Genomic DNA, 23,499 nt, shown 5'->3' on the forward strand with positions numbered 1-23,499 from the left:
TTCAATGCAGCAAGGATTCGTCGTGTCCCTTATCGTTTCAGGCCTCTATATTTACCCCGTTAAATCTTGCCAAGCTGTTCCGCTTCAAGCATCTCCAGTCACTCAAAGCGGCTTGCTATTTGACCGACGCTTTATGGTTATCAATAAAGAAGGTCTATTCCTAACCGCACGAGAATACCCACAATTAACGCTGATTGATGCCAAATCGGTGCAACATGGCCTAGTATTAACGCACCCGAGCATGAGCAATCCTCTACCTTTAGAGATTGAGACCTTTACAAATGAATACCGAGAGACCGAAATATGGGAAAAGCTTGTTTCAGCGAACATCACCCATCCTTCAGCAAATGCTTGGTTTAGCGAATTACTGAATCAACCGGTTGAACTTGTGTATTTTGGTGAGCATTCGACACGCTTTACCAGCCGCAGGCCTGATCAGCCAGTTGCCTTTGCCGACGGCTATCCGTTTCTATTGACTACCCAAGCCTCATTAGATGATCTAAATAAAAGCGGCCCCCAAATAAACGAGATGGAACGCTTTCGGCCCAATATTGTTATCTCCGGTAACGAAGCCTTTAACGAAGACACATGGAAACGCATACGTATTGGTGATGTCATTTTTGAAAATGTGAAACCCTGCGTAAGATGCCTTTTCATAACACTAGATCCTGATACCGCTGAACGTAGCCCAAAAGGTGAACCACTTCGAACTTTAGCAAAATATCGTTTATTTGATAAAGAAGGCGTTACCTTTGGGGTCAATCTTGTGACTGAAAACGAGGGAGTAATCGCGGTTGGTGATGAGGTCGAAATACTTGAATATCAAACACCGTACGCTTACACAGATAAGCGTTAATGAGATGTTGCTTACGCAGTTCATACATTTAAATTGAACAATGAATTAGTTTGATTACGGTTTGAAACGAAACTCTATGGAAAGTATATGGTTAATTGCTGGGTTCAAGCATAAGCTTAGTTCATAGGGAGGTGATTGTTATGAATACAGTCAACGCTAAAAACTGCCCTTACGATCTCAGCCCAGAGACGCTAAAGACAGGATCAATATTTGGTGCGCTTAGTCCTTCTTCTATTGAATATTTAGTTCATAGAGGAGACCTAATAGAGCTTAAAGCTGGGGAGCAACTTTTCAAAGATGATGACAAAGGCGACAACTTTTACATCATTATTGAAGGCACCCTCTGCTATTACCGTGATAGCGATGATGCATCATCACTTATTCGTAGAGTATCGTTTGGGCAAGCGCTTGGGTATGTAACAATGATTTCACTGTCATCCCGCAACGGCCATGCCGTCGCAGAAACAGATTCAGTGCTATTGAAAATCGACTACAACGTGTTTGGTGAGTTCCACGATCGCTTCGCGTTCGATTTTGGAATTTTGATATTAAATCTTTCACGAGATATGGCTCGCAACGTTCAAGTATTGAGCCGTACACTGGCCGACGCTGGTATTAGCGTTGATTTAAGCAAACATTAAAACAGCTTATTTCTCTGCAGCAACAACAGAGATTTCTACTAACAATTCAGGACGCGCCATTCTAGCTTCAACACAAGCTCTTGCTGGCGCGTGACCTTCAGGAACCCACGCATCCCAAACGGCATTCATCGCAGCGAAGTCTTTCATGTCTCGTACATAAATGGTTGCTGAAAGCATGTGCTCGCGATCTGAACCTGCTTGCTCAAGTAAAACATCTACTTTATCGAGCATAGTTTGCGTCTGTTCAGTGATATCCGTATTGGCATCAGCCGCCACTTGACCACATAAAAACACCATACCATTATGCTTAACAATACGACTCATGCGCTGGCTGACTTCTTGACGTTCAATGCTTGACACTGGCTTTCTCCGTTAAGTTAAAAAGCCTATCTTAACAGGCAAAATACAGTTTATTAAACTGAAATCTATTGGAAAGCAATGCTATAACACTGTAAAGATAAGCACTGGAAGCTGAATCGACTATTTCTTGCCAAGTTTTCTGCGGCCTATTAATATTCAAGGCCTTTTTGCGCTTTAATACCACGCTTGAAGGCATGCTTTATTTCTTTGATTTCGCTGACCGTATTAGCTAGCTCAATCAGCTCATCACTCGCACCGCGGCCAGTTACAACTAAATGCTGCATCAATGGGCGATTCATAAGCGCTTTCAGCACATTGTCGGCATCAAGGTATTCGTAATGCAACAAATACGTCAGTTCATCTAATACAACCAGATCGTATTCTTCATCTGCCAATAGAGCTTCTGCTTTTGCCCAAGTTTGAACCGAACTGGTAATATCTTGTTCACGATTCTGACTCTCCCAAGTAAAGCCCGTATCCATTATATGCCACGTTACGTTCGGGTGGGCTTTGAAAAAGTCGATCTCACCGGTGTTCCACTCACCCTTAAGAAACTGCACAACACCTACCTTCATATTGTGGCCTAACGCACGTGCCACCATACCTAATGCCGAGCTAGACTTACCTTTACCGTTACCCGTTAATAGCACAAACGTGCCCTTCTCTTCTTGGGCTTTTTCAATGCGCTTATCAACGTGCTGTTTGATTTTTTGCATGCGCTCAGCATGCTTCTCTGGATCATGAATTGCTTTAGCCATAGCTCTACATCCTCTTAGCTTGTTGCTTAATACTTTCTAACCATAAATTTAATATATTATTTACGATTAATTTCTTTTCATCCCAAACCCTTGCAGCGAAGGCACCCGATAAACTGTATCGAATTGTTAAGCATACCGCTGAAGACGACTCTTCAATAAACGTAAATGACCAATTCTCATGATGTCTACAAAACAGACATCGAAACGAACTCTCGAAAGTAAGCAATTTACCCGGAGTCGATTCAACCACTTCCGCAACCAAAGATAACGGCCCTCGCAATGATTGAAGCGTTAATTGCAACTTTGAGCCGGTATGGAACCCCAAGCTCGCTTCAAACTTCTGCAAAGCGCGGTTCCATTGATATTGAGTAGGAGACGTTAAAAGATCCCAAGCCATAAGGCTTGGGATCGGCAGCAAGACATCTGCTTGAAGAGAGAAAGGGGAATTAGATGCGGTCATCCTCTGGATCATATCCTAAATTAGGTGCTAACCAACGCTCAGCATCATCTTTGCTCATACCTTTGCGCTCTGCGTAACTATCCACTTGGTCTGGACCAATTTTACCAACACCGAAGTAATTACTTTCTTCGTTACCAAAATACCAGCCACTGACTGCAGCCGTCGGCAACATTGCATAACTTTCCGTGAGATTGATACCAGTCTTTGCTTCCACATCTAGCAGCTGCCATAACTTGTCTTTCTCGGTATGATCAGGACAAGCTGGGTAGCCCGGTGCAGGTCGAATCCCTTTATAGCGTTCTTTAATCAGCTCTTCGTTTGTCAAAGACTCATCCGACGCGTAACCCCAAAGCTCTTTACGTACTTTAAGGTGAAGGTACTCAGCCGTTGCTTCTGCTAGTCGGTCAGCAACCGCTTTAATCATAATCGAATTATAGTCATCATGATCGGCCTCAAAACGGGCGACAATCGGATCAATCCCAAAACCTGCCGCACATGCGAACGCACCAATGTAATCATTACCCTGCTCTTTTGGTGCTACGAAATCAGACAAACACTGGTTGTATTTGCCAGCGGCTGTCAGCTCATTCTGATTACGCAAAAAGTTCAGGCGCATCACTTCACTTTCACGACTTTCATCGGAGTAAATCGCAACATCGTCATCATTGACCTGATTCGCTGGGAACAAGCCAACAATTGCTTTGGCGTCCAACCAACCTTCATTAATAACTGTAGCCAACATTTCTTTAGCGTCTTGAAACAAGCGCGTTGCTTCTTCACCCACAACGTTATCCGTTAGGATTCGAGGGTAAGCCCCCGCCAACTCCCACGTTTGGAAAAATGGCGTCCAATCAATGTAGTTCTGCACTTCATTAAAATCGATGTCAGCCGCGTCGAAAACCGTGACACCCAATTTGTTTGGCGTTTTGATGCTTGAGAAATCAATGGGCGTTTTATTTAAGCGCGCTTTATCAAGCGATACGCGACGCCCTGCTTTGGCACGGTCTTTATAACGCATACGTGTTTTTTCATAATCGTCTTGAACTTCGGCAATAAACTTCGCACGACGCTCTTCATCTTTGGTTACCAAGGCGCTGGCAACGCTAACACTGCGCGACGCATTGGTCACATGGACAACTTGGTTGTTTTTATAGTTTTGCTCGATCTTAACGGCGGTATGGGCTTTAGACGTTGTCGCCCCACCGATCATCACAGGGATATGAAAATCTTGACGTTGCATTTCTTTAGCAACGTGCACCATTTCGTCCAAGGAAGGTGTGATCAAACCAGACAAACCAATAATATCTGCATTTTCTTCTTTCGCAGTACGCAAAATCTTTTCAGAAGACACCATGACACCCAGATCAATCACTTCAAAGTTATTACATTGAAGGACCACACCTACGATGTTTTTACCGATATCGTGCACGTCGCCTTTTACGGTGGCCATGATAACTTTACCAGCACTGGATGACGCCGTTGACTTGTTACGCAGCTTCTCTTCTTCGATAAACGGCATCAAGTAAGCGACCGCTTTTTTCATAACACGTGCGGATTTGACCACCTGAGGCAAGAACATCTTACCGGAACCAAATAGATCCCCCACTACGCTCATGCCATCCATCAATGGCCCTTCAATCACCTGTAGCGGTCGATCAAACAGTTGTCTAGCTTCTTCGGTATCATCATCAATGAATTCCGTGATGCCTTTTACTAAAGCGTGAGTCAGACGCTCACCAACGGGTAAACCTCGCCACTCTTGCGTTTCTTTTTCAACCGCTTCGCCCGTGCCCACAAACTCACCTGCAATGGCCAACAAGTTATCCGTTGCATCTGGCGTACGGTTCAATACAGCATCTTCTACGGCGTCACGCAGACGCACAGGAATATCTTCATAAACGGCTAACTGACCAGCGTTAACAATACCCATTGTCATGCCATTTTTAATGGCGTGATACAAGAATACGGCATGAATGGCTTCACGAACTGGATTGTTACCACGGAACGAGAAGGACACGTTCGATACACCACCAGACACTTTGGCATACGGCAGTTCGCGTTTAATATCCGCTGTCGCCTCAATAAAATCCAATGCGTAGCGGTTATGCTCCTCAATACCCGTTGCGATGGCAAAGATATTTGGATCAAAAATAATGTCTTCTGGCGGAAAACCAACTTGGTTCACTAAGATATCGTATGAACGACGACAAATTTCGATTTTACGCTCGCGTGTATCGGCTTGACCTACTTCATCAAAAGCCATCACGATGACCGCAGCGCCATACTTCATCAGCAGCTTGGCTTGTTCAATGAACTTTTCTTCGCCTTCTTTCATACTGATCGAGTTCACAACACCCTTACCTTGGATGTTTTTTAAACCCGTCTCTAAGATTTCCCACTTAGAGGAATCCAGCATAATCGGCACACGAGAGATGTCTGGCTCAGAGGCAATCAACTTCAAGAAGCGTTCCATGGCCGCCTCTGAATCCAGCATACCTTCGTCCATGTTGATGTCGATGATCTGAGCACCGTTTTCAACTTGCTGGCGAGCGACATCTAGCGCTGTATCAAAATCGCCTTCTTTAATAAGGCGTTTAAACATCGCTGAGCCGGTTACGTTGGTGCGCTCACCTACGTTAACAAACAAACTTTGATCACTGATATTAAAGGGTTCAAGACCAGCAAGGCGACATTCTTTAGGAATATCTGGAATTACACGAGGCGCTGCATTTAAAAATGCATCAGCAAACGCTTTAATGTGGGCAGGCTCAGTACCACAACAGCCACCAATGATATTCAAGAAGCCCGAATCCGCCCAAGACTGAATTTCTTCCAGCATTTCTTCTGGCGACTCATCGTATTCACCAAAGGCATTTGGTAAGCCCGCATTCGGGTGAGCTGAGACGTAGGTATCAGCGATATTGGATAACTCTTCCACGTATTGGCGAAGATCTTTAGGCCCCAAGGCACAGTTAAGACCCACGGATATAGGTCGTGCGTGAGATATAGAGTTCCAGAAGGCTTCGGTTGTTTGCCCCGACAGCGTGCGCCCTGATGCATCGGTAATGGTACCGGAAATCATAATCGGGTAACGCATATTGTGATCTTCAAAGTATTGCAGCGCAGCGAAGATTGCAGCTTTCGCATTCAACGTATCGAAAATGGTTTCGATCAATAATAAATCGGCGCCACCTTTGATTAAACCATCAATCGAAGTGGTATAGGCATTCACCAGCTCATCAAACGTAACGTTACGATAGCCAGGATCATTAACATCTGGCGAGATGGTGCAAGTACGGCTAGTAGGTCCCACTGCACCGGCTACGAAACGAGGTTTATTTGGGTTTTGTGCGGTGAATTCATCCGCTGCTTCACGAGCTAACTTCGCAGCCTCAAAATTAATTTCATAGCTGAGTGATTCCATATGGTAATCAAGCATTGAAATGGAGTTGGCGTTGAACGTATTGGTCTCAATAATATCTGAGCCCGCTTCAAGATACGCTGAATGAATCGCCTTAATGACTTGAGGCTGAGTTAATGACAGTAAGTCATTGTTGCCTTTTAATTCACTATGCCAATCGCTAAAGCGCTCGCCACGATAATCCTGCTCTTCAAATTTATAACTCTGGATCATGGTACCCATACCACCGTCCAGAATTAGGATATTATCTTTTAAACGACTTTCGATAACGTCATACGAATCAGACTTAACCACTGTCACTACCTCTAAAATTTATGCGAGCGTACTATAGCAAACCCGCACCCTTAGTGGTTGAATTTTAGTAATGGCAAGTTGAGTGATTGTGGATCAGTGGCGCGATCAAGCATGGCAATTGCTTAGACGCGTCTTTCAGAACGATTGCTTTGACCTAACTTTCCAACAGCAAAGCCTAACAGCAAGCCACCCAAGATTGCAGCTCCCCAAAAGCCATATTTATTAAGCCAATCAGTAGAAATCAACTCGACACTTTCAGTGTCTCGGTAAATCTTACGCAAGATAATTTCACCGTCATAATTCACTTCTTGTGTAACAGAAACATTCATGGTTGCATTGGGACGCTCATTTAAACCACTTAAACGCCAACGAAAATTCAGCTGACCTTGATTAAGAGTGGACTCGGCTTCAGCGGCACTCATCATATTCAATGCACTGTCGACAAACAGCTCGGCGTAATAAGTTTGGCCTTGCACAGGGCTCGCCACATCGGCTGACAACTGTATTTCAAACGTATCATGAAGATTCGCAGAGGTCGGCAGCGACCAGCGAACATTGGTCAGCTCGCTTTTAAGTTGGTTTTGAAGAGATAAAACCGCTCCTTCAAAGGGAATCAAGTTGTTCACTTGATTCTCAAGCAAGGCTTTTTCTTCAGCCTGTACAACGGATTGAGCTTGTAGTGTTTTAATTGCTTGGGCAGAGGAATCATTGCGTGCTCTAAGCTCTACTAGCTGAGCCATCATCTGCTGTTTTTCGGCTGCGCTTGATTGCAGTTCCTGAGCCAAGCTCTCAGCCTTGGTTTCTTGTGATGCCAATCTCTGTTTAAGCTGTGCCAACTCACGTTCAAGCTCACGATTGCGCTGCGCTGCGGTTTGATAGGTAGACTCCAGTGATTGCAGCTGATTACCCAAATCATCCTCTTGACGCTGAAGCGCCGCTTCTAATTTCACGACATCGGATTGGTAGCCTGAAATCAAATTGTTTTGCGCCGACAGTTCAGCCTGCAATCGCGCTACTTTCGCTTCTAATTGCGCGCTATTATCAGCCGCCTCGGGGGCTGAATCATCCGCCGCAATAACAAGCCGCCCTTTTCGGTGCAACTCGGCATTTTGATTTTGCAACGTATCAATAACATTGCTTTGTACGCGAATTTTGTCCCACAGTACTTGGTGCTGAGCACGCGCCTCTGACAATGCACCACCAAGCGTCAAATTCTCTTGCCCTAAGGTGTCCAAGGTTTCAGCTAACTGGAGATTTTTGTCTTGCAGCATTTTATACTGACTTTTAAGGTGCGCATGCTCAACAGAAAGATCTCGATAATCTTTTGACAAAGCAAAATGCGCGCTGTCTAACGTTCTGAAGCTTTTATTAAGCTCCATAAAATCGACTTTACGCTCTGATATCGTCTGTTGAGCGATCTGGACGTCATTTTCTAAACGCTCAATTTTAGCCGTGAGTCGATCGTTCTCCAAGCGCAGTTGATTATACTGAATTTCCAAGGCATCACGCTCAGCTTCGATCTGACGCATTTGAAGTAGCAAGCTGGCTTCTTTATCTCCCTGCATTAACTGAGAAAGCTGGCGATCTTTATCATCTAACTTAGCCGTCAAACGAGCCATTTGATCGGCATTCTCAGTTAATTGTTGACGCAACGCTTCCATTTCAGAACGATTATCTGAAGATGAAACATGTTCGGAAGTATTTTCAGAAGCCGCTGGCACAGAATGCAACTTGGTTTGTTGAACAGCGCTGTCTTGATATGTTGTTTGGGTGCTACAGGCAGATAAGGCAACACCTAAAGCGACCGGCACAACATAGCGATATGGCTTTTTCATTATTATTACTCCCACTCCAGCTAATTTTCTTACTTCCGAAAGGTATTCATTTTATTGTAGTGTGCTTACTTGACGTTTACCTTACAAAAAAAAGCGCTGGTATGACCAGCGCTTTTCTATTATTTAAGCAAGGCTTTTAGATACCACCTCATAAACATCTTTGGAGAGGTCTTCTCTTGCGATTCGCTCCAGTTCTGCTTTCATTTTCTCAGCTAATGCTGGCACCATGCGTTGCCAACGCGTCAATGGTGTACACAAGCGTGATGCAATCTGCGGATTACGCTTATTCATCAGAATAATTTGGTCTGCCAAAAACGCATATCCGCTGCCATCAAGGTTGTGGAACGTCGCCACATTCTGACCAAGACCACCCATCACCGCACGCAGTTTATTTGGATTCTTGATGTCAAAGTTGGGGTGAAGCATTAACTGCTTGATTTGCTCAAGGCCGTTATCTTGTTCACGTGCAGCACTCAGCATTAACCATTTATTTACCACTAATGATTCATGCTTCCATTGCTCGAAGAAGGCGTTTAGCAACTCATCTGCTTCCGCTAATTCAAAGTGCACAATGCAACTTAATGCTGCAAACTGATCCGTCATATTATCCGCATTGCGGTACTGACGCACCACCGCACTTTTCGCTTCAGCACTGCCTGATGCCACCCAGTACATCAAGGCGGCATTTTTCAATGAGCGCTTAGCGATTTGCTCAGCACTTGCTTGATAGTCACCAGTTACTGTGTTGCTTTCGTACACCTGTTTGAACTCGGTTTCTAAAGCCTGAGCAGCCAGTTGACGAAGGTGCTCGCGAGCCGCTTTAATGGCTTGCGGATCAATTTTAACGGCTAACTCAGACAAATAGGCTTGGCTTGGTAGTGACAAGATTAATGCCACCATCGCGGGGTCGAGTGTTTCATCTGCAAGCAATGATTTAAACCCGTCGACTAGACGCGTTTCAGTTGATAACGCTTCGCCTTGTTGGAACTGCTCAACAAAACCATTAAGTTCATTGACGGCCAGTTGCTGCGACGCACTCCAGCGGTTAAAACCATCAGGATCGCCAGACATCAATTGCAGCAGCTGTTCCGTGCTGTAGGCATAATCCAATTTCACCGGCGCAGAGAAACCGCGCAGCAAAGATGGTACGGGTTTCTCTGATACATTCTCAAACACATAGGTTTGTTCAGTATCATTAACATGTAACACCACTTCGTCGGTACTTTGGCCGTCAAAGGTAAAGCTTAACGCTTGGTTATTCTGACCCACAAGCCCTACTTTCACCGGTACATGCAATGCTAACTTCGTCGGCTGGTTAGGCGTTGGCGGCGTCATTTGGTCAATGGTTAAATGGTATGTCTGGGCTTGCTCATCATAATGATCTGTGACCTGTAAACGAGGTGTGCCTGCTTGAGAATACCAACGCTTAAACTGACTTAAATCGACATCGTTAGCCGCTTCCATCGCATTAACAAAGTCATCACAAGTGACTGCTTGGCCATCATGACGCTCAAAATACAAGTCAGAGCCTTTGCGGAAACCTTCTTCTCCCAATAGCGTATGAATCATACGCACCACTTCCGCGCCTTTTTCATAAATCGTCAATGTGTAGAAGTTTGAAATCTCAATAAACGAAGCGGGGCGAATCGGATGTGCCATCGGACTGGCGTCTTCGGCAAACTGCGCAGTCTTCAAAAAAGACACATCTTCTACACGTTTTACGACGTCTGAATGCGTATCTGCAGAGAACGACTGATCACGGAAAACGGTAAAACCTTCTTTAAGGCTCAGCTGAAACCAATCGCGACATGTAACGCGGTTGCCCGACCAGTTATGAAAGTATTCGTGTGCAACAACGGCTTCAACACGTAAGTAGCCATCATCTGTCGTCGTCTCAGGGCTGGCCAATAAACAACTGGAGTTAAAGATATTAAGGCCTTTGTTCTCCATTGCTCCCATATTGAAATCATCAACAGCAACGATCATAAAAATATCTAAATCGTATTCGCGACCATACACTTCTTCGTCCCATTTCATAGAACGCTTTAAAGAGTCCATGGCAAAATCAACTTTGTCGATATTGTGTTTCTCGGTAAAGATCTGCAACGCAACCTTTCGACCACTCATGGTTGTAAAGCTGTCGTTCAACACTTCTAAATTACCAGCCACCAAGGCAAATAAGTACGCAGGTTTTTTGAACGGGTCATGCCAAGTAACAAACGTTTTACCTTCTTCAGTTTTGCCACGTGCCACTTCATTGCCATTTGACAGCATCACGGGATAACGTGACTCATCGGCAATAATGGTTGTGGTGAACACTGACATGACATCCGGACGATCTAGGTAATAGGTAATATGACGGAAACCCTCGGCTTCACATTGGGTACAAAACATTGAAGAGGAACGGTACAGCCCTTCAAGTTTGGTATTATTCTGTGGTTCGATCAGCGTCTCACAAGTCAGGACAAACTCATCAGGCGTTGCTGTAATTACTAGCTTGTCATTTTTAATTGCGTACTCTGCTTTGGGAAGCGTGTAATCATCAATCGCCACACCAATTAGCTTCACATCCTCACCGCCATTCAATTCAAGCGGCGATGTACGAGCCTTACTCTCAGGGTTACGACGCAGATGCAAACGCGAAGTAACAATCGTTTGTGTTTCATCTAAATCAAACGTCAATTCCGTTTTATCGATTAGAAAATTTGGAACTGTGTAGTCTTTTAAAAAAATTGCTGACGGTTGTTGCTCTGCCATGATTTGGCTCCTATAGCGTAAAGGACGCTTCGTATCCGGTGTACTTCCGTAAGTTGATAACGCCTGTATCAAGCATCCAATATTGGCCCTTAATACCCATTAAGGTACCTTCCACTAGGGGCGTTTTTTCAGCATTGATACTTGTCACTTTGGTTGGGTATTCTAAAACAGGGTAGCTGAATTCGTGCGTCACGTTGTCGTCACCAAGCTCTTGTACAGCTTGCAATCCGAATTCATTCTGCAAGCTGTCTAAGCCTTCCCATAATCGATTGATCAGTCGTTCCTGCTCCGCAGCTAGATCAATGGTGAGATCACTGCCTTTCAGCATGTTGCGCCAATTAGTTTTGTCTGCCACTTCATCTTTAAATAAGGTTTCTACCAAACCAGACGTACGACGGTTATCGACTAAAAACATCGCTCGTGCCTGAGTTGCACCCTGATCCAACCAACGAGTTGGCAATTGATCGCCACGCGTAATGCCAACTTTCAAAGCGGTTGTATTAGACAAATAAACATAGTGGCTCTGCATACAGAACTTTTCAGCCCAGTCCGGCTCACGGCATGTACCTTTGTGGTAATGACACTTTTCTGGACTCATGATGCACGTGTCGCAAGCCGCCAATTTTTTGAAACAAGGATAACAGTAACCTTGGCTAAACGATTTATTACTTGCTCGACCGCAGTGGATACAGCTAATCTGACCGCTAAACTGAATCGACACTTTTTGCCCAATTGCTTGTTCAAGAGGAAACTGCTCGTCACCCAATCTGAGCTGATAACTAACTTTGCCATTCGAATCAGCGCTGGCCATCATTTTTCTTAGATTACCATGCATCATTTTTTTGCATCCGGGTTGCTAACCCATTTCACCGTATCATGCTCGAGTGTTTCTTTCTTACTACCGCAACTACTGTGGACTTCTCGGTCAATATAGCCGACACGCTGCTCTTCAGGCTTATTCGTGTAGTCATAAGTAATGACAGCTTGCATGCAAAGCTCAGTTTGTTCTGGCGTCAGTTTTACACCATTCGGCCACTTCCCCAACTCCACTGCCTGCTTTAAGCGACCGTAGATTTCTGGGGTCATATTTTCGATCATATCTTTAAAATTCATAAGTCACTCACACCAAATTCATTGGTCACATCAATATTTTTTGAATAACTTCCATATCACGCTATAGAAACCCGCAAAGGCCAACCCTGATACCAAGCCCAATAAATGCGCTTCATTCGCCACAGACCCTAAACCAAATACTGATAGCACATCGGTATAACCGATTAACAACCAAACAATAAAAAAGGCCATCAACGGCTTTGAAATAATCACTGGCCAGCCACGAATCAGGACCGGCATCACCCAAGCGAATCCCACTAGTCCATATACTAATCCCGATAAGCCACCGAACAAGGGGTAACCATTAATTAGGTACTGGCCAACATTACTGGCGATCATCACAAATACGGCAAAAATCAACCAGACGAAAGATCCCATCAGTCGTTCAATTTTTCGTCCCACTTCCCACACCCACAGTGCATTGAAAATTAAATGGGCCGCACCAAAGTGAATTAGGGCTGGCGTAATCAGCCGCCAATACTCACCTTTAGCCAATACTTCTGACAGCGGATCGAACTGAATTCGGTTTCCGATAATGTCAAAGGAGGAAATCGTAAACCATTCTAGAGTATCAAGATAATCACCAAGCCCTGTGACGAGGCCAACAACGGACGTTAGAATTAATAACGCCAATGTCATAGGGGATTTGTGCCAATCTTGGAAACTATTGGGGCGGGATTTTTTTACTTTGGGGCTGTCACTTGCTGACAGTGTCACATCTGGATCGTGTTGCCAAAGCTGCAGGATATTTAGCGCTTGCTCACTGTCCGAGGGGTCAAGGATCCATAACTGATCGTGACCGCTGGCTTGAACAATGCGATGACTGATTCGTTGTTGCCAAAGTAATTTACTGACATTCTGAGGGTGTTCATTGGCAGCGAATTCGTAGATTAAAACCATAGTTATAGCCCGCCCCTATTGGCGATAGCTTGATTGCCATCCTAGTTTAGTGCGACAAACATCATAAAAGTCATGATCTTTAGGATGTATCAAACGGATAAAGCCTTTACGACGTGTAATGTGAATTTCGTCACCCGGTGCAGCGGTAATATTGAGTTGCCCATCACAGCTCACACTTGGGTAAGTGAGGTTTGACTCACAGACTACGATGCGTATATTCGCATCGGCGTCAATCACAATCGGACGATTACTTAATGTATGTGGGTGCATCGGCACCAAAACCAGCGCATTAAGCTTTGGCAACATTATTGGACCACCGGCAGATAAAGCATACGCCGTTGAGCCTGTTGGGGTTGCTACGATCAAACCATCAGACTTTTGATTCATTACAAATTGATCGTCAATAAAGAGATCAAAACGAATCATACGAGCAGATTTGCCCGGATGAAGAACCAAATCGTTTAACGCGATGCCTTCGCCACTGGGACGATTTTGACGTTTAATCTTAGCTTCTATCATAAAGCGTTTTTCTTCTAGATACTCACCACGAAGAATCGGCTCTAATTCTTTCTCAAAATCAATTGGGGAAATGTCCGTTAAAAACCCTAAGGTGCCACGGTTCATACCCAGTACAGGAACATCGTAATCAATGATGGCTCTCGCCGCACCAAGAAAACTACCGTCACCACCAACGACCATGACTAAGTCACAACGGTCACCCAATTCTTTCAGCGGCGCAGCTGAAATGTGAGCACCCGACATCATTGTCGCCAAATCTTCTTCCAGCACAGGCTCAACACCTTGCGCAATTAGAAAATCGGTTAAGCGTTTTACTGTTTCAAGGATTTGTGGCTTATCTAAGCGAGCGATAATACCAATTCGTCTAAAAAGACTCATTTAATCAATCTTTCCTGTCACTGATTTTTGCTCTCACCAGCACTTTTTGTAAGTACCGGCCATCTTTGCAGTTAATTTTGTATTGGTTTCAATTAATTAGAGATAAACCGAATTACGTGAGAATGTAACACGAAGCTACCATCTAAGCTATTATACAACCGATCAGACAATGTGAATTAGCACGAAAACCGCACCGGATCACCGTAGGGCTGCTGATCTGACTTCATTCCTAGCCATCCTTGTAACCCACCAGTATGAACAAATAATGTTCGTTTATGAGGCCAGAGGCCTTTTTTTTCCATTTGATAGACTTGGTACACCATCTTAGAAGTATAAACAGGGTCCAATACGATGTCGGGATTTAACCTATAGAGTGTTTGCAGAAACACCAACAGCTCTTTGCTCATACACCCAAAACCACCATGCAAGCACTCGTCAAACGTCGTTAACTTTGCTGTCACTTGCAAACCAGCTTGCTGACATGACAGTTGGATATCCTCCGCAAGATTGCTCACCCCCTTCAATGCCGAAAAGACACTAAGTGAATCAATACCGCAAGCAGCAAACCCTGACGCCGTTACCGCGGTGCCACTGGCGACACAAAAGTGAGCCCCCTCTGCTTGTTGATCTTGGCTAATAACTCTTGCCCAATCCAAACAGCCTAGGACACCCAAAGCGCCCGCCCCACCTTCTGGCAACCAATACACATCAGAATAGTAAGCATCAACAATCTGTTTCATTTCTGAGGCCAACCCAAGGCGATAATCCTGACGACCACAGGGAAATAAAGTAGCCCCAGCTGCTACAGCAGTCCTAAGTGTCGGCGTCAACTCAGCCCATGTTTCGCCACGCACTACAATCAGAGGCATAACCCCTAACGTCTGACAACGAGCAACAAACGCAGCTATGTGATTTGAGTGCGGGCCACCAAAGGTAGCAACATATTGACAGCCTTCACTTAAGGCCTTTTGCAAATGGTATTTCAGCTTATGCTGTTTATTCCCAGGCGCAATATTACATTCCAAATCACCACGATAAATCAAGAATTCCTTACCAGAATCATCAACCTGATCAGGCATTACCAATGAATCAAAACGCACAGCCTCTCCAAAAAAGTCGCTAGACAGCAAAAACAAATAAAAATACGTCGCTTTATGAATACAAAGAAGGTTGTTATGCGTATTTTTTCATCTAATGCCCACCATTACACGTACTTTCTTTGTTAGAATGATTTCGCAAAGGTTGCACACATCGGAGAACACTACATGATTCCTAAATTGTCTGAAGTCTCGCCAGTACAAGCTAAATACCTCGCATTTATCGAGCGCTTGAAGACTTCAGGATTCCAAGGGGACACAAATCCAGATTATGCTAATCGAGTCGTACTTTCGACCGACAACTCAATCTACCAAGTCCTACCCCAGGGCGTTATTTATCCCAGCTCAGTTGCAGACATTCAACTGCTAACTCGCCTTTCTAATGAAACAGAATTTCACGGCATTGTTTTAAGCCCTCGCGGCGGCGGTACGGGCACTAATGGACAATCTTTAACAGACGGTCTTGTGGTGGATTTATCCAAACACATGAACAAAATCCTTGAAGTCAATGTCGAGGAAGGCTGGGCCCGAGTCCAAACAGGGGTGATTAAAGATCAACTCAATAAAGCAGTCGAGGCGGATGGTTTATTCTTTGCGCCAGAATTGTCTACCAGCAACCGAGCGACCATTGGCGGGATGATTAATACTGACGCGAGCGGACAAGGCTCGGTCATGTACGGCAAAACCCGTGACCATGTACTGGAATTAAAGACAGTACTATTAGATGGTGAATTAATCAGTAGTGCTGCTATGGACGAAGATGCTCTCAACAGCATTAAGCAAGGATCAGACTACGCTGCTCACGCGCACCGTGTGATTGATACTATAGCGCAGACCAAACAAACCGCTATTAATAACACCTTCCCAGAACTGAACCGCTGCATGACTGGTTATGATTTGGCACACATACGTGACGATCACGGCCACTTCAACCTTAACAACATCCTTTGTGGTTCAGAAGGAACACTTGGCTTCATCGTAGAAGCAAAAGTTAACTTACTCAAAATTCCAACCTTCGCAACTTTAGTAAACATTCGCTATAACAGCTTTGAGGCCTCCTTACGTCACGCCAAAGAGCTACTTAATGCTCAACCAACATCAATTGAGACGGTTGACTCTAAAGTTTTGGGGCTGGCTAAAGGCGATATCATTTGGAATTCCGTCGCAGAGTTTTTCCCCGAGCAACCAGGTGAAGACGCTCAAGGCGTTAATCTTGTTGAATACACCGGCGACAGCGAAGCTGAAGTGGCCGAGCGTGTAAAAGTTTTGACCGATCGACTGGATGCACTCAGTGCTGATCCGAATGCAAGCACTCTTGGTTATACCGTTGCAAACGGTCACAATAACGTCAATAAAATCTGGGGGATGCGCAAAAAATCCGTTGGTTTACTAGGTAACGCCAAAGGTGAAAAACGCCCCATTGCCTTTGTCGAAGATACGGCCGTGCCACCAGAAAATCTTGCTGATTACATCATGGAGTTCCGTGCTGTGTTAGACAGCTATGGCGTTACCTACGGCATGTTTGGTCATGTAGACGCGGGGGTTTTACACGTTCGACCAGCACTCGATTTAAAAGATGAGTCGCAAGAGCCAATGATTCGTGACATCACTGATAAGGTGGTGGCATTGACTCAAAAGTACAATGGATTGCTTTGGGGTGAACACGGCAAAGGCGTTCGCTCTGAATACGCGCCCGCTTTTTTTGGTGATTTGTATCCGAGCATCCAGCAAATCAAAGGCGCATTTGACCCGCGCAACCAACTCAACCCTGGTAAAATTGCCACTCCCTTTGAGCTCGGCGCAGATTTGCTAAAAATCGATGAAGTTCCTATGCGCGGACAACTGGACCGACAAATCCCATTAACTAATCGCGATCAATTTAAAGAAGGCATGTACTGTAACGGCAATGGTGCCTGCTTTAACTTTGACCCTAACGATGCCATGTGTCCGTCATGGAAAGGTACACGGCAACGCATTCACTCTCCTAAAGGACGCGCTTCATTGATGCGCGAATGGCTGCGAGGCATGAGTGAACAAGGTGTTGATGTTCGTAAAGAAAGCTATAAAACACGCCACACCAGCTTTCTAGCGAGTTTCGTTCCAAGATTGCGTAATACGCTGGCCAAACGAAAAGGCGAATACGACTTTTCCAATGAAGTTCATGAGTCCATGATGGGCTGCTTAGCCTGTAAATCGTGTGTTGGGCAATGCCCTATTAAAGTTGATGTGCCTGAGTTCCGCGCCAAGTTTTTAGAGCTGTATTACAGCCGCTACCTTCGTCCAGCAAAGGACTATTTTGTAGGCTCATTGGAATACATGATGCCAACAATGGCCATCTTTCCGCAACCATACAACTGGATGGTCGGCAATCGTTTTACCAAAAGCTTAATCAGCAAGATTGTTGGTTTCGAAGACAGCCCTAAGCTATCAAAACATAATTTAAAACGTGAAATGTCTCGTCGTGGTATTCGCTTGGCCACACCTCTGGCCATTGAAGCCTTAAGCCCAAAAGACCGTAAACGGGCGGTAATCGTCGTTCAAGACGCCTTTACAAGTTATTTTGAAACAGAACTGGTGTTAGATGTCATGGAGCTGTTAAGCCGGCTCGGCTTTCAAGCCTACTTAGCGCCGTACCTACCAAACGGCAAGCCTCTGCATGTACACGGCTTTCTACGCCCTTTTGAGAAAGCCGCTAAAAAGAACTTGGACATGCTTCAAAATTTAGCGTTTTATGGGCTCCCCATGATCGGTATCGATCCATCTATGACACTGACGTATCGCTCTGAGTACGCTAAGACATTCGGCACCAGCCGCCCCATCCCTAAAGTTCAATTGATGCAAGAATGGCTGGCAAACCAATCTACCCATTTAGAAAAACAAGCCATTTCTGTGAAAGACGATACATTTCATATGATGGCTCACTGTACCGAGAAAACAAATGCAGCGCCGTCTATTAAAGACTGGCAAAGTGTTTACGAACTATTGGGGCTCAAACTGGCCGTTGAAAATGTCGGCTGCTGTGGTATGGCAGGCACTTATGGCCATGAATCCAGTAACAAGGCCACCTCTGAGACAATTTACAATTTGTCATGGAAAGAGAAAGTGAACGACCCTGCACTGCATAACAAATTGGTTGCAACCGGTTATTCTTGTCGCTGTCAAACTAAGCGAATGGATGACATTAGCATTAAACATCCAGCTCAAATACTGTTAGAACATATAAAAGCTGATTTAGCTTAACGAAAAAAAACCGTATCATGCCACTAAAGACCAGACATCCGTCTGGTCTTTTCTTTTTCAAGAAGAGATTAGCAATGTCCTTAGTATACGAAACGCAGGATGAGCACGGTGTCATTCGCGTATTTGACGATGGTAAATTTCGCACACTGTCATTTGCCGATGGCGACGAACAAAGTCGCGTGCAACTTAAGCAGCCACATGTACTGCAACATGAATATACTCAAGCCATGTTATTGGCGTTAATTGACCGCAAGCCAAAACGTGCCTGCGTATTGGGATTAGGGGGTGGCGCACTAGTCCACGCACTGAGTAAAGCGGTGAGCGGCATACACATTACGGCAGTTGAGCTAAGACCAGAAATTGTGAGCATTGCCGAAGAATTCTTTCGCTTACCCAAAAGTAAACGGATAGAAGTAATTACCGACGATGCGATTGCGTTCGTTGAAAGCAATAAGTCAAAGAAATTTGATATTTTGTTTACAGATTTATACCAACACTTTGGTATGGATAAACGCGTCGCAACGCAGTCTTTTATTGAGCACACAAAGACTCAAATCAAAGACGGCGGCATGCTAGTACTTAACTGCTGGGAAGAGCACCAATATCAGCTCGACTTAAAAGAAACTTTGTTGGAACAGTTTAATACTGTCACAGCATTAGACACAGGCTGTGGCAACTGGGTTGTATTTGCCACCAACGCTCCGCATAGCTTAAATCTAAAGCAGCAGAAAGATGAATGCACACAATTGAGCCAATCATTGGGTTTTCCACTCACTAAATGGCAAACTCGTTTAGAAGAGGTTGTGTAACCAACCCCCTCTTCTACCTCATTATTACCCAAGTACTGTATTCACAAGCTCAACGGCCTCTTGTTCCAGTTGAGCTAGGTGAGACTCAGAGACAAAGCTTTCTAAATAGATTTTATAAACATTCTCTGTACCAGATGGCCGCGCGGCAAACCAACCATTATCGGTAGAGACCTTTAACCCGCCTATTGCTGCACCATTGCCCGGCGCATGGGTCAACTTACTTACGATCGGGTCACCCGCCAAACTTTGCGCATGCACAGAGCTCGCTTCTAGCTTTGACAGAACCGCTTTTTGTTCAGGTGTTGCGACGACGTCAATGCGCTTGTAGTAGGGCTGACCAAATCGTTTAGCCTGCTCCTCAGCTAGCTGAGCTGGGTTTTTACCCGTGACAGCCAATATCTCAGCGGCCAACAAAGCCATAATGAAGCCGTCTTTGTCTGTCGTCCAAACATTGCCATCTCGGCGTAAGAATGAAGCACCCGCACTCTCCTCGCCACCAAAGGCTAAGTTACCGTCGAATAGACCATCAACATACCACTTAAAGCCAACAGGCACTTCACATAACGTTTTACCTAAATCCGCCACTACACGATCAATCATTGCACTGGAAACCAACGTTTTGCCATATTGGATATCAGCAGGCCAATCTCGATGTGTCGCCAGATACTCTATGGCAACCGCAAGGTAGGCATTTGGATTCATTAAGCCGTAACCTGGACACACAATTCCATGGCGATCAAAGTCAGGGTCATTCCCGACAGCCACATCGAATTGATCTTGAATCTTTAGCAGGTTATTCATCGCATAGGGCGACGAACAATCCATACGAATGCGTCCATCCTTATCAAGCGGCATAAACGAAAACGTTGGGTCTACACGATCATTTACAACGTCGATGTTTAAACCATAACGCTCAGCAATTGGCTCCCAGAAAGCAATTCCCGAACCACCTAACGGATCCACACCAATACGTACATTGGCCTTTTTAATAGCGGCCATATCAATAACATTATCTAGATCACTAATGTAATGCTCAATGTAATCAAATGGCTCCACAAGATCACTGCTCAACGCCTCATCAACTTCAACCTGCTTGACGCCTTTCATGTCATGCCACATCAGCTCGTTAGCACGCTCCGCTATCCAGTCGGTAATATCCTTATCGGCCGGACCACCTTTAGGTGGATTATACTTAATACCACCGTCTTCTGGGGGGTTATGAGACGGCGTAATGACAATACCATCAGCACGCTCAGATCGTGCCGATAAATCGCGATTGTGCGTTAGGATGGCGTGCGAAATAACCGGTGTAGGCGTATAGCCATCATCTTGTTGCACTCGAACGGTTACATCGTTTGCAACAAGCACCTGTAACGCGCTGGTAAAAGCCGCTTCAGACAGTGCATGCGTATCTTTGCCAAGATAAAGCGGCCCTTCAATGCCGTGCAACTGCCTGTATTCACAAATTGCCTGGCAGATCACGAGGATATGCGCTTCATTAAAACTTTTAGTAAAAGCACTACCACGATGCCCAGACGTTCCAAAACTGACTTTTTCAGCATCAAACTGTGCATCAGGGTGTAAAGTGTAATAAGCACTAATGAGCTTAGGGATATTAACCAATGACTCATTTGGAGCGAGCTGCCCTGCTTGAGGATGAATTGCCATATGAATAAAGCTCCTTAATTAAAGTGACGATGGTTTTATAGTCGTGAATTACTTTCTTAGTTGCAATGCTAAGCAATAGAAAATCAATAATTTATTGTTTTTACAGTTAAATTCTTACAGTCGTAGGCAGATTTACAAATACTTTTAGCAGCTAAACGTAAAATTACTGAGACACCACAAGATAACACTGCAAACCCAACAGACTCGACTAAGCTAAATTTGTGGACTGAGCAGTATTGGAGAATCTATATGTCATCTAAAGCAGCCCTACTTTTATCCGGGGGTGGTGCGCGTGGCGCCTATCAGATAGGTGTATTACAGGGTTTAGCAAAACTTGTGCCGCAATATAACGCCCTACCATTCCCAATCCTTTGCGGGACATCGGCAGGTGCCCTGAATGCGGCGTTACTAGCCACTCGAGCAAGCAATTTTAAACGCGGCGTACGACAGCTCGCTTACATTTGGCGCAACTTAACAACAGAACAGGTTTACCAAGTCAGTCGCTGGCCGATTGCTACTTCCATTACACGCAGCATCGCTAATATTTTTCTAAACCAAAGAAACGGCCGCCAACTGTCTCTAATGGTAAATACACCATTGGAATCACTACTGCGAAAACATTTAAACTTAGAGGACGTATCGATCGCGTTAAATCAACGCTTACTAGAAACGCTTGCAATAACGGCCATTAATTACACTAACGGTAACTCCACCACGTTTTACCAGTCATCCAATACGGACATTGAAGATTGGCAAAGTGCACGTAAAACCGGCATAAAACAAGCTATTTCTATCGAGCATTTGCTTGCTTCAAGTGCAATTCCTGGCATCTTTCCATCACAAAAAGTAGGTAACCACTATTACGGTGATGGGGCCGTCCGACTTGGCTCGATTATCCAGCCTGCGATACGCTTAGGAGCCGAGAAACTGTTTATCATTGGCGTTAGCGACAATCGACAAGCAAGAGATTGGAATTACGTAAAGGACAATCAAAACAGTGTGCAGCCCTCGATCGTACAAGTGCTCGGCCAACTCTTTAACAGTGCTTTTTTGGACACTGTCGATGACGACATTACTCATATAGAGACACTTAATCGCCTACTCTCTTTAGTGCCCGAAGATAAGCGTCCGGCCGATTTACCCTTACGTAAAACGTTAGTAATCTCACCATCTAAAGGCCTCAATGTACTAGCCAATGAACACTTGGACTCTTTACCCCGACACATCCAAAAACTACTCAGAACAGCAAGTGGCAACCAAAGCGGCAACGCATCATCGGCTGCTAGCTACCTTCTTTTTACACCAGAGTATTGCTCTGCTTTGATCGATTTAGGCTATAAAGATGCGATGTGGCAACAAGATAAGATTCTAGATTTCTTCAGTGATTAAACGCAAAAAAGGCAGCCTTCGGCTGCCTTTTGGACATCATTTAATCGCCCTATTACTATAGCGTTAAACGACGCACATCGCTTAGCAATGCATTTAGATACGTCATAAAGCGACCCGCATCCGCTCCGTTGACAGCACGGTGGTCGTAAGACAAGCACAATGGCAGCATTGTACGTGGCTCAAACTCATTACCGTTCCAACGAGGCTCAACATCTGCTTTAGATACACCAAGAATGCCCACTTATCCAATACGGACATTGAAGATTGGCAAAGTGCACGTAAAACCGGCATAAAACAAGCTATTTCTATCGAGCATTTGCTTGCTTCAAGTGCAATTCCTGGCATCTTTCCATCACAAAAAGTAGGTAACCACTATTACGGTGATGGGGCCGTCCGACTTGGCTCGATTATCCAGCCTGCGATACGCTTAGGAGCCGAGAAACTGTTTATCATTGGCGTTAGCGACAATCGACAAGCAAGAGATTGGAATTACGTAAAGGACAATCAAAACAGTGTGCAGCCCTCGATCGTACAAGTGCTCGGCCAACTCTTTAACAGTGCTTTTTTGGACACTGTCGATGACGACATTACTCATATAGAGACACTTAATCGCCTACTCTCTTTAGTGCCCGAAGATAAGCGTCCGGCCGATTTACCCTTACGTAAAACGTTAGTAATCTCACCATCTAAAGGCCTCAATGTACTAGCCAATGAACACTTGGACTCTTTACCCCGACACATCCAAAAACTACTCAGAACAGCAAGTGGCAACCAAAGCGGCAACGCATCATCGGCTGCTAGCTACCTTCTTTTTACACCAGAGTATTGCTCTGCTTTGATCGATTTAGGCTATAAAGATGCGATGTGGCAACAAGATAAGATTCTAGATTTCTTCAGTGATTAAACGCAAAAAAGGCAGCCTTCGGCTAATGCTGTTCACTTAAGCGAAACAGCATTACGAGATACTGGATACCTCGTCTTTGATTGCTTTACCATGCGGGGCC

Annotated in this window: 18 protein-coding genes and 1 pseudogene; 6 read left to right on the forward strand and 13 right to left on the reverse strand. The window is 44.8% G+C overall.

Going from position 1 to position 23,499, the window contains the following annotated elements; all coding sequences use genetic code 11:
- The first annotated feature begins 22 nt into the window (after positions 1-22).
- Together AYW76_RS11340 and AYW76_RS11345 are read left to right on the forward strand one after the other, a co-directional pair.
- Complete coding sequence (locus AYW76_RS11340) at positions 23-856, forward strand: MOSC domain-containing protein (RefSeq protein ID WP_231872601.1); 834 nt, start codon at positions 23-25, stop codon at positions 854-856.
- A 140-nt stretch (positions 857-996) separates the two neighbouring features.
- Positions 997-1,497, forward strand: coding sequence for a Crp/Fnr family transcriptional regulator (locus AYW76_RS11345; RefSeq protein WP_067219987.1), 501 nt, complete (start codon positions 997-999; stop codon positions 1,495-1,497).
- Between the two features lie 6 nt (positions 1,498-1,503).
- Here AYW76_RS11345 and AYW76_RS11350 read toward each other — a convergent pair whose 3' ends face one another.
- The 11 genes from AYW76_RS11350 to AYW76_RS11400 form a co-directional block, all read right to left on the reverse strand.
- Positions 1,504-1,821, reverse strand: coding sequence for a RidA family protein (locus AYW76_RS11350; RefSeq protein WP_067220063.1), 318 nt, complete (start codon positions 1,819-1,821; stop codon positions 1,504-1,506).
- A 185-nt stretch (positions 1,822-2,006) separates the two neighbouring features.
- Positions 2,007-2,615: a cob(I)yrinic acid a,c-diamide adenosyltransferase gene (gene cobO / locus AYW76_RS11355; RefSeq protein WP_067219990.1), complete on the reverse strand. Its 609-nt coding sequence runs from the start codon at positions 2,613-2,615 to the stop codon at positions 2,007-2,009.
- Positions 2,616-2,619: 4 nt separating this feature from the next.
- On the reverse strand, positions 2,620-3,075 hold the full coding sequence (locus AYW76_RS11360; RefSeq protein WP_067219994.1) for an SRPBCC family protein: 456 nt from the start codon (positions 3,073-3,075) through the stop codon (positions 2,620-2,622).
- Entirely contained in the window at positions 3,062-6,790 is a 3,729-nt protein-coding gene (metH, locus tag AYW76_RS11365) for a methionine synthase (RefSeq protein WP_067219997.1), read from the reverse strand. Before metH ends, AYW76_RS11360 begins: the two co-directional genes overlap by 14 nt.
- Before the next feature lie 122 nt (positions 6,791-6,912).
- Entirely contained in the window at positions 6,913-8,625 is a 1,713-nt protein-coding gene (locus AYW76_RS11370; protein ID WP_067220001.1) for a coiled-coil domain-containing protein, read from the reverse strand.
- Between the two features lie 123 nt (positions 8,626-8,748).
- A complete protein-coding gene (pepN, locus tag AYW76_RS11375; protein ID WP_067220004.1) occupies positions 8,749-11,382 on the reverse strand; it encodes an aminopeptidase N in 2,634 nt (877 codons plus the stop codon).
- A 10-nt stretch (positions 11,383-11,392) separates the two neighbouring features.
- Positions 11,393-12,220, reverse strand: a complete 828-nt coding sequence (locus AYW76_RS11380; RefSeq protein ID WP_067220008.1) for a DUF2797 domain-containing protein — start codon at positions 12,218-12,220, stop codon at positions 11,393-11,395.
- A complete protein-coding gene (locus AYW76_RS11385; protein ID WP_067038219.1) occupies positions 12,217-12,495 on the reverse strand; it encodes a YeaC family protein in 279 nt (92 codons plus the stop codon). The genes AYW76_RS11380 and AYW76_RS11385 overlap by 4 nt, the downstream gene beginning before the upstream one ends.
- A gap of 30 nt (positions 12,496-12,525) precedes the next feature.
- Positions 12,526-13,395, reverse strand: coding sequence for a rhomboid family intramembrane serine protease (locus AYW76_RS11390; RefSeq protein WP_067220010.1), 870 nt, complete (start codon positions 13,393-13,395; stop codon positions 12,526-12,528).
- A gap of 15 nt (positions 13,396-13,410) precedes the next feature.
- The gene (locus tag AYW76_RS11395; protein WP_067220014.1) at positions 13,411-14,292 is read right to left on the reverse strand and encodes an NAD(+) kinase; all 882 of its coding nucleotides are present in this window, start codon (positions 14,290-14,292) and stop codon (positions 13,411-13,413) included.
- A 176-nt stretch (positions 14,293-14,468) separates the two neighbouring features.
- A complete protein-coding gene (locus AYW76_RS11400) occupies positions 14,469-15,392 on the reverse strand; it encodes a 1-aminocyclopropane-1-carboxylate deaminase/D-cysteine desulfhydrase (RefSeq protein ID WP_082866203.1) in 924 nt (307 codons plus the stop codon).
- Between the two features lie 165 nt (positions 15,393-15,557).
- Between AYW76_RS11400 and ydiJ the strand changes: the two genes are divergently transcribed.
- Positions 15,558-18,629 (forward strand): D-2-hydroxyglutarate dehydrogenase YdiJ, encoded by a 3,072-nt coding sequence (gene ydiJ / locus AYW76_RS11405; protein ID WP_067220021.1) that lies wholly within the window; start codon positions 15,558-15,560, stop codon positions 18,627-18,629.
- Positions 18,630-18,703: 74 nt separating this feature from the next.
- Positions 18,704-19,438, forward strand: a complete 735-nt coding sequence (locus tag AYW76_RS11410) for a spermidine synthase (RefSeq protein WP_067220024.1) — start codon at positions 18,704-18,706, stop codon at positions 19,436-19,438.
- Positions 19,439-19,462: 24 nt separating this feature from the next.
- On the opposite strand, the gene pgm is transcribed toward AYW76_RS11410, so the two are convergent.
- Positions 19,463-21,106, reverse strand: a complete 1,644-nt coding sequence (pgm, locus tag AYW76_RS11415) for a phosphoglucomutase (alpha-D-glucose-1,6-bisphosphate-dependent) (protein WP_067220027.1) — start codon at positions 21,104-21,106, stop codon at positions 19,463-19,465.
- A gap of 249 nt (positions 21,107-21,355) precedes the next feature.
- Between pgm and AYW76_RS11420 the strand changes: the two genes are divergently transcribed.
- Positions 21,356-22,495 (forward strand): patatin-like phospholipase family protein, encoded by a 1,140-nt coding sequence (locus tag AYW76_RS11420; protein WP_067220030.1) that lies wholly within the window; start codon positions 21,356-21,358, stop codon positions 22,493-22,495.
- 55 nt (positions 22,496-22,550) lie between these two features.
- On the opposite strand, the pseudogene AYW76_RS11425 reads toward AYW76_RS11420, so the two are convergent.
- Positions 22,551-22,736 (reverse strand): annotated as a pseudogene (locus AYW76_RS11425) (2-oxo acid dehydrogenase subunit E2); the annotation flags it as partial.
- Positions 22,737-22,811: 75 nt separating this feature from the next.
- Here AYW76_RS11425 and AYW76_RS11430 point away from each other — a divergent pair.
- Complete coding sequence (locus AYW76_RS11430) at positions 22,812-23,399, forward strand: patatin-like phospholipase domain-containing protein (RefSeq protein WP_067220037.1); 588 nt, start codon at positions 22,812-22,814, stop codon at positions 23,397-23,399.
- Positions 23,400-23,499: the final 100 nt, after the last annotated feature.

This window comes from Marinomonas gallaica (genome assembly GCF_001639745.1).
GTDB classification, from domain to species: domain Bacteria; phylum Pseudomonadota; class Gammaproteobacteria; order Pseudomonadales; family Marinomonadaceae; genus Marinomonas; species Marinomonas gallaica.

Bases quoted from the DNA above. Each gene is read 5' to 3' on its own strand.
- AYW76_RS11345 (WP_067219987.1), top strand. From the start codon at position 997: ATGAATACAGTCAACGCTAAAAACTGCCCTTACGATCTCAGCCCAGAG.
- pepN (WP_067220004.1), bottom strand. From the start codon at position 11,382: ATGGCAGAGCAACAACCGTCAGCAATTTTTTTAAAAGACTACACAGTT.
- AYW76_RS11350 (WP_067220063.1), bottom strand. From the start codon at position 1,821: ATGAGTCGTATTGTTAAGCATAATGGTATGGTGTTTTTATGTGGTCAA.
- AYW76_RS11380 (WP_067220008.1), bottom strand. From the start codon at position 12,220: ATGATGCATGGTAATCTAAGAAAAATGATGGCCAGCGCTGATTCGAAT.
- AYW76_RS11410 (WP_067220024.1), top strand. From the start codon at position 18,704: ATGTCCTTAGTATACGAAACGCAGGATGAGCACGGTGTCATTCGCGTA.
- cobO (WP_067219990.1), bottom strand. From the start codon at position 2,615: ATGGCTAAAGCAATTCATGATCCAGAGAAGCATGCTGAGCGCATGCAA.
- AYW76_RS11370 (WP_067220001.1), bottom strand. From the start codon at position 8,625: ATGAAAAAGCCATATCGCTATGTTGTGCCGGTCGCTTTAGGTGTTGCC.
- AYW76_RS11420 (WP_067220030.1), top strand. From the start codon at position 21,356: ATGTCATCTAAAGCAGCCCTACTTTTATCCGGGGGTGGTGCGCGTGGC.
- ydiJ (WP_067220021.1), top strand. From the start codon at position 15,558: ATGATTCCTAAATTGTCTGAAGTCTCGCCAGTACAAGCTAAATACCTC.
- AYW76_RS11390 (WP_067220010.1), bottom strand. From the start codon at position 13,395: ATGGTTTTAATCTACGAATTCGCTGCCAATGAACACCCTCAGAATGTC.
- pgm (WP_067220027.1), bottom strand. From the start codon at position 21,106: ATGGCAATTCATCCTCAAGCAGGGCAGCTCGCTCCAAATGAGTCATTG.
- AYW76_RS11385 (WP_067038219.1), bottom strand. From the start codon at position 12,495: ATGAATTTTAAAGATATGATCGAAAATATGACCCCAGAAATCTACGGT.
- AYW76_RS11395 (WP_067220014.1), bottom strand. From the start codon at position 14,292: ATGAGTCTTTTTAGACGAATTGGTATTATCGCTCGCTTAGATAAGCCA.
- AYW76_RS11360 (WP_067219994.1), bottom strand. From the start codon at position 3,075: ATGACCGCATCTAATTCCCCTTTCTCTCTTCAAGCAGATGTCTTGCTG.